Source organism: Allobosea sp. P4_C6, assembly GCF_056402015.1.
Map to the genome: position 1 here is coordinate 25,898 of NZ_JBFUIF010000037.1, position 16,445 is coordinate 42,342.

Genomic DNA, 16,445 nt, shown 5'->3' on the forward strand with positions numbered 1-16,445 from the left:
ATCGAATTGATGACCGCAGCCTTCGGCGCCTCTGCCAAGCAGGCGCCGCTACGGCTCGCTCCGACCGCAAGCCGGGAGGAGCAGCCGACAACCCATTCGCCCGGACAAACGCATCCCCTCGCACCGCCGCCGACCCGCCTGCGGGCGACCCTGGCTCTGCTTCTGCTTGCCCTGGCCATTCTTTTTGCGGAGCCGGCCGCGAGCCTGATCGGACGACTTTAGCAGTGAAGCGGAGGAACGGCCGTGGGGAGCATCTGGTCCATCCCGGTACTGAAACAGGCGCGGCGGTCGGACCTGCTGAACGATCTGTTTCGCATCGGCTACGGCCGGCATTGGGGATGCTTCGAGGCGAGGGCCGCCGCAGTCGCATTCCTGACCGGGCGGCCGCGCGCGGAGTACGACGACGACGAGATCGTCCAGATCAATCTCGAGAAGTTCAAGGAGGTCCAGGCGTTCGACTGGCCCGTGATGTTCTTCATGGAGCGGCTGATCAAAGACGGCGCACTCGCGACGATGACGGATTTCGGCGGGCATGTAGGCGTCAAATACTATGCCTATGCGAGCTACCTGACCTATCCGGACGGCTTTCGGTGGCAGGTGGTCGATGTGCCGGCGGTGTGCCGCGAAGGGGTCGGTCAAAGGCCCGGCTGGGCATCCGCTCTCAGTTTTCACGAGACGATCGGCGAAACGGCGCCGTGCGATCTGCTGCTCTGCTCCGGCTCGCTGCAATATGTCGAGCTCTCCCTAAAGCAGATCGTGGCGCAGTGCGCGCGGGCGCCCCGAACCATCATCCTCAACAAGGTCGCACTCTCCCGATCAGGGGGCTTCTTCACCCTCGAATCCTTTGGTCGAGGGCGGATGCCGTATCGCGTTTTCGGAGAGGATGAGCTCGCGGAAGCTCGGAGCTCGCTCGGCTACGCATTGCAGGCGCGCTGGGACATTCCGGATCGGAATTTCGTGGTCCCCAGCCGCCACGGCACAAGATCCGTCAGCGTCGTCGGCGAAGCGTGGGTACGGCAATAGGGCATCCTTCCGAGCTGCGTCGGAATCGCCCCTTGGTGGGCAACAGCCCAAATCATGGACACATCAGCCGCGCGGACATGCCGGGACGACGCCGCATGCGCCAAACCGCCGGAAGCTTCGATCTCCGAGCCCGTCAACCCTAGCGTGCGCATCCGCCTAATGAGCAAGCGCGCGCGATCCCAATACCCGATTGCGGAATTCCTGCCGATTCTACGGGTGTCGCGCGCTAACCGTTCGCGCCTGGGCCCCGTATCCTTGGGGAGATGGCGTTACTCCACCTGCTCCCATTTTGTCGCGCGGGCTGTACGCATAGCCTTCCTGCATGAGCAAGATGTTCGTCAGGAAATCCTCCCGCCGCCCCTCTGGACGTGGCGGCCTGCCAACGCCCGTCGGAGCCGAGCGCAACGATACGGCGAGCCGGCCTGTCGCCCCACAGGACTCGCCATCGCCCGACAGCAGCGCCGGCGTCACAAGCCCTCTCGGGGACGCAACCCTCGTCACCCTGTTCGCCGCGAGGGTCGCCGCACAGCCGCGTCATGTCGCTCTGTCCCTCGGGTCGACCAGCCTGACCTATGCCGAGCTCGACAGCCGCGCCGATCGGCTCGCCCATCGACTGACCGCCATGGGGGCGGGGCCGGGCGCGATCGTGGGCCTCTGCCTGCCCCGCTCGCTCGATCTGATCGTCGCGATGCYCGCCATCCTCAAGAGCGGCGCCGCCTATCTGCCGCTCGATCCGGCCTACCCTGGCGAGCGCCTGGCCTTCATGGTCGAGGATGCGAACGCGATGCTCGTCGTTGCGGCATCGAATTGCGCCGATTGGCTGCCATCGGGCCGGCGGCGGCTCGATCCGCACGATCAGGGCGATGCCGAGGCGACGGATCGGGCACTGCCCGCGCGCAAGGCTGAGGCCCGCGACCTCGCCTATGTGATTTACACCTCCGGCTCGACCGGGCGCCCCAAGGGGGTTGCCATCGAACACGGCGCCGTCACGCGGCTCTTCAGCGCGACGCAGCACTGGTTCGGTTTCCGGCCGACCGATGTCTGGACGCTGTTCCATTCGGTGTCCTTCGATTTCTCGGTCTGGGAGATCTGGGGGGCTTTGCTCCATGGCGGACGGCTGGTGATCGTGCCGGAGGCTACGGCACGCGATCCCGTCGCCTTCCTGCGCCTGCTGGCCGATGACGGAGTCACGGTCCTCAACCAGACGCCGTCGGCCTTCGCCGCGCTCGATCGTGCCGACCACGACCTTTCGGGTCGGGACCGGCTGGCGCTGCGGCTCGTCATTTTCGGCGGCGAGGCGCTTGATCCGCGGCGGCTGGCCGGCTGGTACAGGCGCCGGGGCGAGCATGCGCATCTCGTCAACATGTACGGGATCACCGAGACCACCGTTCACGTCACCTATCGCCCGATGTCGCCCGCGGATACCGCACTGCGCGCGAGCCCGATCGGCCACCCGCTTCCCGATCTCGACATCCTGCTGCTCGACGGCGAGACGATGCAGCCGGTTCCAGCCGGCGAGGTCGGCGAGATCTTCGTTGCGGGAGCGGGACTGGCCCGCGGCTATCTCAACCGGCCCGACCTGACCGCCAGCCGCTTCGTGCCGCATCCGCACAAGCCACGCGAACGGCTGTACCGATCCGGCGATCTCGCCCGGCTGAACGAGGACAGCGAGTACGAGCATCTCGGCCGGGCCGACCAGCAGGTCAAGATCAGGGGCTTCCGTGTCGAACTCGGCGAGATCGAGGCCGCTCTGCTGTCGCATCCTGCGATCGGGCAGGCTGCCGTCCTGCTCCGTTCCGATGACGGGCATGATCGCCTCGTCGGCTACCTCGTCGCGAATGGCGGCGAACGCCCTTCGCCATCCGCCCTGAAAACTCATCTCGCCCAGGCCTTGCCGGATCACATGGTGCCGGGGACCTTCGTCTTCGTGCCGCATCTGCCGCTGACGGTGAACGGCAAGCTCGACCGCGCGGCATTGCCGCCGCCCAACCGGTCACGGCCCGACAGCGTCGCCCCCTACTGCGCGCCACGCAACGCGCTCGAACGCCGGCTTGCCGAGGTCGTCGCGGACGTCCTCCAGATCGATCATCTCGGCATCGACGACAATTTCTTCGACCTCGGCGGCAACTCGCTGCTGCTGGTCGAGATTCATCGCCGCCTGGTTCGCGATCTGGCGGGGCTCGGGCTGATCGATCTCTATCGCCGGCCCAATCTGCGCGCGCTGTCCGGGCATCTGACGCCCGCGGCCTCCGGCGTGCTCGGAAGTCTCGCCGCAGCCCGCGAGCGCGGGATGCGCTCACGGGGACTGCCCCCCTCTTCGCAAGTCGCCACACCCGTAGGTAGCCGCGATGAGTGACCGCCTTCCCAGCAACGCCGTCGCGATCATCGGCATGGCCGGACGCTTCCCCGGAGCGGCGGATGTTCCGGCCTTCTGGCAGAACCTGCTGGATGGCGTCGAATCCATCACCCGCTTCGACCCGGCGGAGCTGGAAGACAGCTTCGATGCCGCGACACGGGCGCTGCCGAACTATGTCCCGGTCCGATCCGTTCTCGAAGGCCCCGAACTGTTCGACGCTCCCTTCTTCGGCATGCTGCCGCGCGAGGCGGCCGTCACCGATCCGCAGCAGCGCCTGCTCCTGGAATGCGCCTGGGAGGCGTTGGAAGACGCCGGCCACGATCCCGCATCTCCGGGCCAGTGCATCGGCGTCTTCGCCGGGGCGACCTCCAGCACCTATCTGCTGCACAACCTGTTTCAGGACCGCACGGCCATTGCCGAGTACACCTCCGGCTTCCAGGTCGGCAATCTGCCGATGCTGGTCGGCTCGGCCTCCGATTTCACGGCGACCCGCATCGGCTACAAGCTCGGCCTCACCGGCCCCTGCGTCGCCGTGCAATCCGCCTGCTCCACCTCGCTGCTAGCGGTCGCGCAGGCGGTGCAGAATCTCCTGAGCCATGGCTGCGACATGGCGCTGGCCGGCGGCGCCTCGATCACCTTCCCGCAGCGGCGCGGCTACCTCGCCCAGGATGGCGGCATCATGTCGACGGACGGCCATTGCCGTGCCTTCGACAGCGGCGCCAACGGCACCGTCTTCGGCAGCGGCGCCGGCATGGTGCTGCTGAAGCGGCTGGAGGATGCGGTAGGCGACGCCGACCACATCTACGCCGTCATCCGCGGCGTCGGCGTCAACAATGACGGCTCGGCCAAGGTCGGCTTCACGGCGCCGAGCGTCGACGGCCAGGCGGCGGCGATCGCCATGGCCCATGCGTCGGCCGATATCGACGCGCGCTCCATCGGCTATGTCGAATGCCACGGAACCGGCACGCCGATGGGCGATCCCATCGAGGTCGCCGGGCTCACCGCCGCCTTCCGCCTGACGACCGAGGATCGCGGCTTCTGCGCGCTCGGCTCCGTCAAATCCAATGTCGGCCATCTCGACGCGGCTGCTGGCGTGACCGGGCTGATCAAGGCGGCACTCTCGATCTCCTCCGGAACGGTGCCGGCAAGTCTCCATGTCAGCGAGCCCAATCCCGCGCTCGATCTGCCGAACAGCCCCTTCTTCATCGCCGACCGCCGGCAGGAATGGCCTGTCAGTGAAGGAACACGGCGCGCCGGCGTCAGCGCCTTCGGTTTCGGCGGCACCAATGTCCATCTCGTGCTGGAGCAAGCCCCGGAGACCGGGGAGCGTGCTTCCGCCCGCCGCAACCAGATCCTGGCCGTCTCGGCCCGGAGCACGGCTGCGCTCGCAGCGGCGCGGGATCGGCTGGCTGATCATATCGAGGCGCATCCCGAGCAGAACCTCGCCGACATCGCCTTCACCTTGCAGAGCGGGCGGCGGCACTTCGCCCATCGCATCGCGGTGGCGGCAAGCAGCCATGGCGGGGCCGCGGAAGCGCTGCGCAAGCAGAATACGGCGCGAGCCGCCGCGGTGTCCGGCACGGGCGATCTGGTCTTCATGTTCCCGGGACAGGGCGCGCAGTATCCGCAGATGGGGCGGGAGCTCTATGCGGGCGAGCCGATCTTCCGGCAAACGGTCGATCTCTGCTGCGAGATCCTGAAGCCCCGGCTCGATCTCGATCTGCGCAGCCTGCTCTATCCCAGCAATGGCGGCGCCCATTCGGAGCGCCTCGCGGCGACCGTGATGGCTCAGCCCGCGATCTTCACGGTTGAGTATGCCTTGTCCCAGCTGCTGATGAGCTGGGGCCTGCGTCCCGCCGCCATGATCGGCCACAGCGTCGGCGAGTTCGCGGCCGCCTGCATCGCAGGCGTCTTCTCGCTTGAGGATGCACTGTCGCTCGTCGCCACGCGTGGGCGCATGATGCAGGACCTGCCCGGCGGTGCGATGCTGGCCGTGCGCCTGCCGGATGCCGAGGTCGCGGCGCTGGCGCGGGAGGGCGTCTCGGTCGCCGCCGTCAATGCGCCGGGCATGGCTGTGCTCGCCGGCCCCTTCGAGGCGATTGAGGCGCTGGAAGCGGAGTTCTCGCAGCGTGACGTGACGCATCGCCGACTGCAGACGTCGCACGCCTTCCACTCCGGCATGCTCGACCCGCTGATCGAACCTTTCACCGAGGCAGTCGCGGCGATCCGCCTCAACCCGCCCGAATTGCCCTATGTCTCCGGCGTCACCGGCGATTGGGTCACCGCGGAGCAGGCGACCGACCCGATCTACTGGGCGAGGCATGCCCGCGAGCCCGTGCGCTTCGCCGACGGCATTGCCACGCTGGTGCGCAACCTGTCGCCCACGATGCTCGAGGTCGGCCCCGGATCCGCGCTGTCGACGTTCGCACTGCAAGGAGCCGGTGCCGGACGTATCGCCGTGTCCTGCCTGCCGTCGCCGCAGGGCGATGCCGAGGAGATGCTGGCGGCAGCCGTCGGGCGCCTCTGGAGTGTCGGCGCCGCGCCGGATTGGACCGCCTATCACACCGAGGGCGGCCGAAGGCGGGTTTCCCTGCCGACCTATCCCTTCGAGCGCAGCCGGCATTGGGTCGAGCCCCCGGCTGCCTCGACAGGAGACGCTTCGGTTGTGCCGGCCGCGCTGCCGGCCGCCGCTGTTTCAATCCCGCTCTCAAGCCAACCCGATCAGGATCCGGCCATGTACCGCCAAGCCGATGCCGACATTCCCCTGGGCCGCTCGGAACTCGGCACCCGGGTCGCCGCGGTCTTCGAGAACCTGTCGGGACGTGCCTTCGGTGCGGAGGAGACCGGCGCGAGCTTCCTCGAACTCGGCTTCGATTCTCTGTTGCTGACCCAGGCCGCCCAGAGCCTGCAGACGACGTTCGGCGTGCAGATCCGTTTCCGGCAGCTTCTCGACGATCTGCCGAGCGTCGACGACGTGACGCGCCATATCGCGGAAATCCGCCCGGAGGTCGCGAAGCCTGCTCCGGTCGTGCCCGCGCCTGCGGTCCAGGTGGCGGCTGTGCCGACCGCAGCGCAACCCGCCGCTGCCCCACTCACCCCCGCCATCGCTGCGGAACGGCCGAGCGGCGCGGGGCTCGACGCGCTCATGCGCGAGCAGCTCGATACGATGTCGCGCCTGATGGAGCGCCAGTTGCAGGCCATGACCGGCCAGCCCACAGCGCCCGCCATCGAGACATCGGCCCCGGCGAGCCAGCCGGCACAGCCAGCCCCACAGGCCCAGCCACCGCAGGCTGCTCCTCCCGCCGCTGCCAGGGAAGCGCCCGCTGCTGCATCCCCCTCGCGATTCAAGGCGCTGATCCGCGCCGGCGGAGAGACGCTCAGCGAAGGGCAGCGCGCCCATATCGACCGACTGACCGCGCTCTATGTCGGCAGGACGGCGGGCTCGAAGCGGCTCGCGGACGAGCACCGCCCGGTCCTGGCCGATCCACGCACGGTCTCCGGCTTCGCTGCGGACTGGAAGGAGATGGTCTATCCGATCGTCTCGGCGCGTGCGAAGGGCGCCCATATCTGGGATATCGACGGCAACAGTTACATCGACCTCGTCAACGGTTACGGCCAGACGGCTTTCGGGCACGCACCCGATTTCGTCGTAGAGGCCGTCCAGGCACAGCTCGCAGAAGGCTTCGCCATCGGCCCGCAATCGCCACTGGCGCATGAGGCCGCCCGGCTCTTCTGCGAGCTGACCAACCACGCGCGCGTCGCATTCTGCAATACCGGCTCGGAAGCCGTGATGGCGGCGATGCGCGTCGCCCGCACGGTCACCGGCCGCGACCGCGTCGTCGCCTTCTCCGGCGCCTATCACGGCCAGTTCGACGAGGTGCTGGTGCGGGGCGTCGGTGCCGGCGAGCAGCGCCGCTCCCTGCCGGCCGCGCCTGGCATCCCGGCGGAAGCCGTTGGCCGCATGACCGTGCTGGATTACGGCACGGATGAGAGCCTGGCCTGGCTGCGCGAGCACGCGCATGAGCTGGCTGCCGTCCTGGTCGAGCCCGTCCAGAGCCGCAAGCCCGGATACCTCCCGGCCGCCTTCCTCAAGGAACTGCGCGCGATCACCGAACAGTCGGGAACGGCTTTGGTCTTCGACGAGGTGGTGACCGGCTTCCGCGTGCATCCGGCCGGCGTCCAGGCGCTGCTCGGCATCCGGCCAGATCTCGCCACTTACGGCAAGGTCGTAGGCGGCGGCCTGCCTGTCGGCCTGCTGGCCGGCACGCCCCGCTTCATGGATGCGCTCGACGGCGGAGCCTGGCGCTTCGGCGACGACAGCGTGCCGGAAGTCGGCGTCACCTTCTTCGCGGGAACCTTCGTCAGGCATCCGCTCGTGCTGGCGGCGACGGTCGCGGTGCTGAGGCACGTCAAGGAACAGGGCGCGGCGCTGGCCGAGGGGCTGACGAGCCGCATGCAGCACCTTGTCGAGGAGCTGAAGCGCGCCTTCGCCGAGGCGGGCTGGGATGTGCCGATCGAAAGCTATGGCAGCGTGATGTATTTCGAGCCGGGCCGCGACCATCGGCTCGGCAGCCTACTGCACTACCATCTGCGGGCGCGCGGCATCTTCATCCAGGAGCATTATCCCTGCTTCCTGACCACGCAGCACGGGGATGCCGAGGTCGCCGCGATCGTCCAGGCGTTCCGCGACAGCCTCCGGCTGATGCGGCAGGACGGGATGCTGCCCGGCGGCGGGGCCGAAATGCACCTGCCGAAAGCAAGCCTGCCTGCGGAGATCGCGCGTATCCCGATCGCAGTCGAGCTTCCTCTGACCGAGGCTCAGGCGGAAATCTGGCTGTCGGACCAGACGGGGCCGGAGGCCAGCGCCGCCTTCAACGAATCCGTCAGTCTGACGCTCGAGGGCGATATCGACGTGGACAGCCTCGCCCTTTCCGTAAGGCAGGTCGCAGCACGGCATGCGATCCTTCATGCGCGCTTCTCCGCCGATGGCGAGACGATGCGGATCGCACCCTCGGATGCGCTGCCCGTCGCGATCGTCGATCTCGCCAACGAAAGCGACCCCGAGAGCGCCCTGCGCGCCCGGATCGAGGCACGGGCGGCCCGGCCCTACGATCTCGTGGAAGGCCCCGCGGCGGAAGCCGAGATCTTCAGGGTGGGCGAGCGGAAGCACGTCCTGGTCCTGTCGGCGCATCACATCGTCTGCGATGGCTGGTCGACCAACATCTTGCTGGACGAGATCGCTGCGGTCTATCGCTCGGATTTCGCCGCGCTGCAGCCCGCCATGCCCTTCGCAGACTATGCGAAATTGGTCCGGAAGGATGCGCGCGCGGAGGAATCCGCAGTTTACTGGGCCAAGGTGTTCGAGAACATCCCGGCCCCGCTCGAACTGCCGACCGACCATCCCCGGCAGGCGATGCGCAGCTTCAGTGGCGGCACGCGCACGGCCTTCATCGACGCCGAGCTCTACCGCAATGTGAAGGCGGCGGGCGCCCAGCGTCGCAGGACCCTCTTCGCCACGCTCCTTGCCGCCTTCCAGGTTCTGATGCTGAGGCTCTCCGACCAGCGCGACCTCGTCGTCGGCGTCCCCGCCGCAGGACAGTCGCTACTGGAGGGCGCCGCTCCGGTCGGGCACTGCGTCAACTTCCTGCCGATCCGAAGCGGGATCGACCCGGCGGAGCCCTTCTCCGCCCATCTCGACAAGGTCGGCCGCGTCATTCTGGACGCCTACGACCATCAGAGCTGCACGCTGGGTGCCCTGCTCAAGCGGCTTCGCGTCCCGCCCGTTCACGGCCGCTTGCCGCTCGTCGAGGTCCAGTTCAATCTCGAGCGCCTGGCCGATAGTCTCGACTTCGGACCCGGCGTGCGAACCAGTGCGCAGCCGAACCCGAAATCCTTCTCGACCTTCGATGTCTATTTCAACGTCGTCGAGTCCAATGACGGCCTGCGGATCGACTGCTGCTACGGCGCCGATCTCTTCGATGCGGCGACGATCGATCGCTGGCTCGGGCACTACCGCACATTGCTCGCCGCCTTCGTCGCCAATCCCGACATGGCTATCGCGGCGATGCCTCTGATCGAGGGCGGCGAGCGCCAGCGCCTGGTCTCCGAACTCAACGACACGCAGATCGCCTTCAAGATCGAAGAGGGCACGATCGGAGCCTTCGAGCTGCAGGCCCGGCAGCGTCCCGATGCGATTGCGGTGTCGTGCGGCGACGAGCAGCTGTCCTATGCCGCGCTCAATGCCTGGTCCGACCGCATCGCCGCCGAGCTTACGGCCCGGATCGACACGCCCGAAAGCCGCGTCGGTTTGCTGATCGAACGCTCGCCCGCGCTCGTCGCCGCGATGCTCGGCGCGCTGAAGGCCGGCTTCCCCTATGTGCCGCTCGATCCGGGCATGCCGAAAGCCCGGATCCAGAGGATCCTGCGGGACTCGGAGGCCGTGGCTCTCCTGACGGCAAACCCGGGGGAATCTGCCGTCGTCGAGCCTGACGAAGGCGTCGCGATCATCGACGTTCACCAGACCGATCCCAAGCTCATGGGCATCCGGACGGCGCCGATCGCCTCCGACCACCTCGCCTACGTGATCTATACCTCCGGCTCGACCGGTGCACCGAAAGGCGTCGAGATCACGCATGGCGCGCTGTCGAACCTGCTTTTCGCGATGGCACGGGAACCGGGCTTCGGCGAAGGCGACACCATCCTTGCCGTCACCACCGTCACCTTCGACATCGCGGCGCTGGAACTGCTGCTGCCGCTGATCCGTGGCGGTCGCGTCGCCATCGCCACTGCCGACGAGGCGCGGGACGGGACGGAGTTGCTGGCACGGTTGGAACAGAGCCAGGCAACAGTGCTGCAGGCGACGCCGATGACATGGCGGCTGTTGCTGGAAGCCGGTTTCCGCTCGTGGCCGGGCTTGCGCATGCTGTGCGGCGGTGAGGCCCTGCCGCTCGACCTCGCCCGCAAGCTGCTCGAAGGCGGCGGCGAACTCTGGAACATGTATGGACCGACCGAAACGACGATCTGGTCCTCGGTCGTCCGCATCGTGCCGGCGGACGAAGTCGTCACGATCGGCCTGCCGATCGCCAACACGCAGTTCTATATCGTCGACGCGAATGACGAACCGGTCGGCGTCGGCATCCCCGGTGAGCTGCTGATCGGGGGCGCCGGGCTCGCGCGCGGCTATGCCGGCAATCCGAAGCTCACGGCCAGGAGCTTCATCCCCAACCCCATCGATCCCGCTACAAGCGCGCGGGCCTATCGCACCGGCGACCGCGCCAAATATCTTCCCGACGGCCGCATCCAGCATCTCGGGCGCCTGGATCATCAGGTGAAGCTACGCGGTTTCCGCATCGAGCCCGGCGAGATCGAGGCGGTCCTCGCTCGCAAGACCGGCATCGTCTCGGCCGTGATCCTCCGCGAGGACGTTCCGAACGAGCCACGGCTGGTCTGCTATTACATCACCACCGCCGAAAAACGGGCCCCGGCCGAGCTGCGAACCATCATGGCGCAGGAATTGCCGGACTATATGGTGCCGACGGCCTGGGTCGGCCTGCCGGCGCTGCCGCTGACCCCGAGCGGAAAGCTCGATCGTGCGGCGCTGCCGGCTCCCGACGCAGGGATCGTAGTGCCGAGGGCGGACAGGGCCGCACCGCGCACCTCCGTCGAGGAAACGCTGATCCGCATCTGGAGCGAAGTGCTGCGGCGCGACGATATCGGCGTGGATGACGATCTCTTCGATCTGGGGGCCGACTCCCTCAGCATCTTCCAGATCACGGGGCGCGCACGCCGCGAAGGGCTGAAGGTTTCCGCCCGCGATTTCTTCCGCAACCGCACGATTGCCGGCGTCGCTGCCGCGCTGCCCGTCGGTGACGTCAGCGAGCCGGTAGCTCCCACTCCAACACTCTGGAAGCGGGCCTGGCGCCGCCCCCGGGAGACGGCGCAGGCGGATGTGCCAAATCCCGTATCGCAGCGTGAGCAGGGGTGAGCGAGTCCATGCCAAACCATTTCACCCGCGAGCCAGAAGTCCAGATTCACATTCCCGACCGCATCGTGATGACGGCCAGATGTTCTTCGGCGCAGGAGAGATACTGGCGGCTGGACCGGCTCGATCCGGGCACGCCGGCGCTCAACATCGTCGTCAAATGGCGTATCCGCGGACATCTGGAGGCAGCCCTCGCGCAGGACGCGTTTCAGGCCATCCTGGACAGGCACGAGAGTCTTCGAACCTCGATAAGGGTGGAGGATGGCCGCCCTGTTCAGGCCATTGCGGAGCATGTCCCGTTCAAGCTGCCAGAGATCGACCTTTCAGGGCTGACGGAGACTGACCGGGCCAGGGAGACCGACCGCATCGCACAGATCGAGGCACGAACCAGCTTCACCCTGGACGAGGCCCCCCTGTTGCGGGCGACACTGTTGCGGCAGAGCCGGGCTGAGGCCGTGATCCTCGTCGTCGCACACCATATCGTCAGCGACGGCTGGTCGATGGGCATCATCGCCAAGGACTTCGTGGCCGCATACCAGGCGCTTGGCCGGGGACGCAAACCAGCCCTCCGCGATCTCGCGCTACAGTATTCCGACTTCGCCGAAGCAAGCCGGGAGGGCCTCGCCGGCGGCGAATTCGCACGGGAGGAAGCCTATTGGCGAAAGCAGCTCGCCGACCTGCCCGACGTCGTGGTGCCGCCGGATCGTCCACGCTCCGCCGTTCGCAGCGCGAATGGCGCCTCGCTCTCGCGGCTGCTACCGCGCCCGTTGACGACGAAGCTCACCGAGCTGGCGCGCAGCGAAGGCACCACTTTCTTCTCGGCCGCCTATGCCGTGCTCCTGGCGCTATTGCATGAGCGCACGGGCAGCTCCGACATCGGGCTTGGCACGCAGATGGCGGCTCGCGACGATGTCGAACTGGAATCGATCGTCGGGCCCTTCGTCAACACGCTGGTGTTGCGAACACAGGTCACGGACGGTCTATCCTTCATCGACCTCTGCCGGGCGGCGCGCGACACCTTCGAGGATGCGGTCGATCACCACGAATGGCCGTTCGACAAGGTCGTCCCCTTGCTGCCGGGCAGCGGGGATGCCAGCAGGCCGCCGGTTTCGATCAACTTCATCGTCCAGCGCGCCTTCATCGGCGAGCTCGCCAATGACAGCTTTCAGGTGTCCGGGATTCCCTCCCCCCTGCCGGGCGCGCTCTACGATCTCAATTTCATCCTGGTGAAGCGGGAGGAGGGTTGGCGCCTGACCTGCGAATATCACCGCGACCTCTATGACGAAGCGACGGCGAAGGCGCTCGTGGCCCAGTACGAGAGCATTGCCGAGGCGGCGCTTGCCGACCCCGCCGCGCCCTTGTCATCTGCGTTGCCAGCTGCACGGCTGGCGTCGTCGCCGGCGCCCGTGGCAGCAGTTCCGCTCCCAACACCAGCCATCGACATTTCGGCGCTGCGCCGGACATGGCTGCAGAAAGCCGGCACGCAGCCGACATTGTTCGCGCTGAACCATACCGCCCACAATCTGCGCCTCTACCGCCCGCTTTCGCGCGAACTGGGGGCCGATCAGCCCTTCGTCGCCTTGCAGCTCACGGAGCCGACCCTCGACGGAGCCGCGCCGGCCTCGATCGAGCAGCTGGCAGCCGCCTATTGCAACGCGATCATCGCGACCAAGGCCGACGGCCGATACCGGCTTGCCGGCTTCTGCCGGTCGGGCGTGATCGCATTCGAGGTGGCGAGGCAGCTCGTGGCCGCGGGGCACGAAGTCGATCTGCTCGTGCTGATCGACTGCTGGGCGCCGGGCTACTTCCTGCGCCAACCCTATATCGCGCGTGCGCGCTTCAGGCTGAGGCGCGCCGGCCGCTTCGCCCGTCGGCTCTGGCGTGGCGGTCCGCGCAACTTCGCGACGCGCATGTCGTTCTGGCTGCAATCGACCGCCGCCGTCCGGCAGGCAAAACGCCTGTTCTTCTGGAGGGCGGCCGAGGAAGTGGCCGATGAGGCCGACTTCTGGCGGACGACCGACGAGCTGGAGACATTGGTCCAGCACTATGTCCTGCCGGATTATCGGGGCCGCGTTCTGCTCTTCCGCAGCGAGGCGATCCCGGAAGGCTGGCCGCCCGATCCCACGCTCGGCTGGGCGAGCCATATCGCGGCCAACAGCCCCTGCTTCGCCATTCGCGGGGAGGGCCACGAAGGCGCTTTCTCGGAAGAAGGCTCGCAGTCGATGGCGCTACGCATCATGGATGCAGTGCAGCCAGTCCCATCATAGCGTGGGTGCCCCCGTCCACTGGCACGGGCTCCGGGCGGGCCATCCAGATCGCGGACCAGCCATGCCGGCGCGCAGCCAACGCGCCGCAATAGCCCGGCGCCGGCCGCAGGTCGGCGAGTTGCCAGTGCATGGCCTCCCCGGCGTCCGCTTCGACATGCAGAAGCCTTGCCTCGGATGGATCAAGTGACACCGCGAAGCTCGATGGCGGCGTATTCAGCCCCGCGCCGATCGCCTTCAGATAGGCTTCCTTGCGCGTCCAGCAACGAATGAAGGCTTCTTCCCGAAGCTCGGGCGCCAGCGCCGCCAGCGCCGCGGCTTCGCCGGGCGTCAGGCATCCCGCGGCGACGTCGGGCGGCACGGGGCGGATGCGCTCGATATCGACACCAACGGCCGGTCCGGCCGTCACCGCGACGATAGCCAGCTCACCGGAATGGCTGAGATTGAACGCGATGGGCGCGCGGTTGCCCGCGTCGGCGAGAAACGGCTTGCCGAACGATGTCTCTTCGAAGCGCAGGCACGATGGCGGGACAAGCGTATAGGCGGCCAGCACACGTCGAAGCCAGCTTCGCGCGGCAACAAAGGCGATGCCTGCATCCGCAACACGGAAGCGATCGGCGCGGGCGCACTCCTGGCCGGACAGGACCAGGCGCCGTTCTGCCGCCTCCATCTCGCCGAGGTCGGTGCGGCAGCACCAGAGATGCACCTGCGACGGAGACAGCGGGATCATAGGGAAGGGACCGTTGCCGTCTCGCCATCCACGGCGCGGCCAGGCTCTCGCGGCCGGCGACTGGTGAAGAGGCCAGCCGTTCGCGCGACAAGGATCGACAGGACGATCAGGATGACCAGCTCCGACACGAGCCCGACCGTGATCAGCCCCGCCACGCCGAAGATCAGCGCCGCCGGATAGACCGCGAGCAAGTTGAAGCAGGCTGCCGCGAGGGTGGCCAGGAAAAGCGGTTGCGTACGTTCGAGTGCCCGGAACGCGCAGCCCAGAACCACATTCACCAGCGTCATCGGGAAGATGAGCGAATACCAAGCGATAACCCAGCCGAATTCGAGGATCTCGCCGCCATAGAGCTGATGGAGCAGCCATGGACCGAACAGCATGAGGCCGAGCGTCGCCGAGGTGCCGATCAGCAAGGCGAATCCGATGGCACGCCCCAGCGTCTGCCGGAGACCTGGCAATCCCGCCGTCGCGTAGGCCTCGCCGGCGAGCGGCGGAACGACGTTCTCAAGCGCTTCGCGCACGACACTTACGATGGCGAGGAGGCTCTGGGCCGCTCGTAAAGCGCCGAGGATCTTGGGGCCGAAGAGGCCTGCGGTCACCAGCAGACCGCTATAGGCGAGCGCCCATTGCACGGAGCCGGTGAGAACGAGCCAGCGCGCCGAATGCCACTGCCGGCGCGTGACGTCGGAGAAGATGTCTCGCTTCCAGAGAAATGGCCCCGATAGGAACAGGCCACAGACCGCCGAGGCAGCGGTCGCCATCGCGACGGCCCAGAGTGCATTGGCGACGCTGATCAGACCGATATGCCAGAGAACGGCGACCGCGCCGAGCTTGAGCGCCTGATTGACGATGTCGATCAACAGGACCGCTGTCGGGCGGCGACGCGCGAACAGGTAGCGGCGCAGAAAATCCTGCGTCAGGTAGGCAGCACCGGTGGCAGCGCCCGGCAGAGCCACGCCATCGAGCGATGTCGCGACTGTGGCGAACTTCAGGATGGCGAATATCGCGATCGCCGCCACGGTGACGTAGGCGGCCTGATGGACGAAGACCACGGTATAATAGGCTGCCGCTTCCGCCCCATCCTCCTTCGACCCGATGCTCATCATCGGGCTGACGATCAGGCCGAGTTGCAGGCTCATGGCGAGATACAGCGCGAGCCAGACCATCGTGTAGAGCCCGAAGGCTTCCAGACCGAGCGCGCGTGCCAGCAGGACGGTCGTCAGAAAATTGCAGACGCTGCAAAACGCCTGGTCGCCGAAGGACAGCGCGGGGCCGATGGCCGGGTGCAGGCGCGCCCTGAAACCGCTTCGGGGCCGCCCGCCGGACATCTCCAGATCAGGAACCATCGTCATACTGTCCGGCATCGGCAGGGATACCGGTCCCTTGCCGAGCGGGCTCCTTCATCACGTTTCATCTTGCCTCCGCCGCGGGTTGCAAGCGGCAACCCGATCGTTCCTGACGATGGAAGTCTACCGTCACCGCCGCGGCCGTTGCGCTGCGCATAGGGACTACCCGCAAGGTGGACGGGTGCCGAGGCCGAGGGTGTGGCTACCCCCAAAGCCCATCCTGCTTCGAATCGCCCGCGCGCTAGTCTGGCCTGGTGGCGGCCGCGATCGCGGACGCATGACGGGAGCGGATCGTGGCCGAGGCGTCATCAATACAGGCGGCCGGTGTTTCCGATCGGCGAGCGACCGATCGCTATTTCCCGATCCTCGCCCTCGGCTTCGCCGGATATGTCCTTTTTGGAAAGAGCTTCGCCTATCTCGGCGTGCCGCCGCTCTTCATGGGCGAGATACTGTTTGTTCTCGGCATCCTGGCATTCCTGGCTTCCGGCTGCGCAACCTCGCTTCTCGCCACAATCCCCGCTATCAGCGCCGCCCTGCTCATGGGTTGGGTTCTGCTGCGAACTCTTCAGGGGATCGGCACCTACAAGGTCGATGCGTTGCGTGACGGAGCTGTCGCGCTTTATGCCGGCTTTGCCTTCATCGTGGCGGCATTGCTGGTCGAACGCCCGGCGAGACTTGCCCAGATCGTCGGCTATTTCAGGATTCACGCGCGCATCATCATCCCAATCGCCATCGTGGCCTATCT

Annotated in this window: 6 protein-coding genes and 1 pseudogene; 5 read left to right on the plus strand and 2 right to left on the minus strand. The window is 67.3% G+C overall.

Annotated elements, in window-relative coordinates:
- The first annotated feature begins 243 nt into the window (after positions 1–243).
- From AC1DVA_RS21200 to AC1DVA_RS21215, 4 genes are all read left to right on the plus strand, one after another.
- On the plus strand, positions 244–1,023 hold the full coding sequence (locus AC1DVA_RS21200) for a methyltransferase, TIGR04325 family (RefSeq protein WP_476807181.1): 780 nt from the start codon (positions 244–246) through the stop codon (positions 1,021–1,023).
- Positions 1,024–1,345: 322 nt separating this feature from the next.
- Entirely contained in the window at positions 1,346–3,379 is a 2,034-nt protein-coding gene (locus AC1DVA_RS21205) for an amino acid adenylation domain-containing protein (RefSeq protein WP_476807182.1), read from the plus strand.
- Positions 3,372–11,363, plus strand: a complete 7,992-nt coding sequence (locus tag AC1DVA_RS21210) for a hybrid non-ribosomal peptide synthetase/type I polyketide synthase (RefSeq protein WP_476807183.1) — start codon at positions 3,372–3,374, stop codon at positions 11,361–11,363. Before AC1DVA_RS21205 ends, AC1DVA_RS21210 begins: the two co-directional genes overlap by 8 nt.
- 8 nt (positions 11,364–11,371) lie before the next feature.
- Positions 11,372–13,627: a condensation domain-containing protein gene (locus AC1DVA_RS21215; RefSeq protein WP_476807184.1), complete on the plus strand. Its 2,256-nt coding sequence runs from the start codon at positions 11,372–11,374 to the stop codon at positions 13,625–13,627.
- On the opposite strand, the gene AC1DVA_RS21220 is transcribed toward AC1DVA_RS21215, so the two are convergent.
- Both AC1DVA_RS21220 and AC1DVA_RS21225 read right to left on the minus strand, forming a co-directional pair.
- A complete protein-coding gene (locus tag AC1DVA_RS21220) occupies positions 13,596–14,354 on the minus strand; it encodes a 4'-phosphopantetheinyl transferase family protein (protein WP_476807185.1) in 759 nt (252 codons plus the stop codon). The genes AC1DVA_RS21215 and AC1DVA_RS21220 overlap by 32 nt on opposite strands.
- Positions 14,351–15,700: a lipopolysaccharide biosynthesis protein gene (locus AC1DVA_RS21225; RefSeq protein ID WP_265051304.1), complete on the minus strand. Its 1,350-nt coding sequence runs from the start codon at positions 15,698–15,700 to the stop codon at positions 14,351–14,353. The genes AC1DVA_RS21220 and AC1DVA_RS21225 overlap by 4 nt, the downstream gene beginning before the upstream one ends.
- A 293-nt stretch (positions 15,701–15,993) precedes the next feature.
- Between AC1DVA_RS21225 and AC1DVA_RS21230 the strand changes: the two are divergent.
- Positions 15,994–16,445 (plus strand): annotated as a pseudogene (locus AC1DVA_RS21230) (right-handed parallel beta-helix repeat-containing protein); the annotation flags it as partial.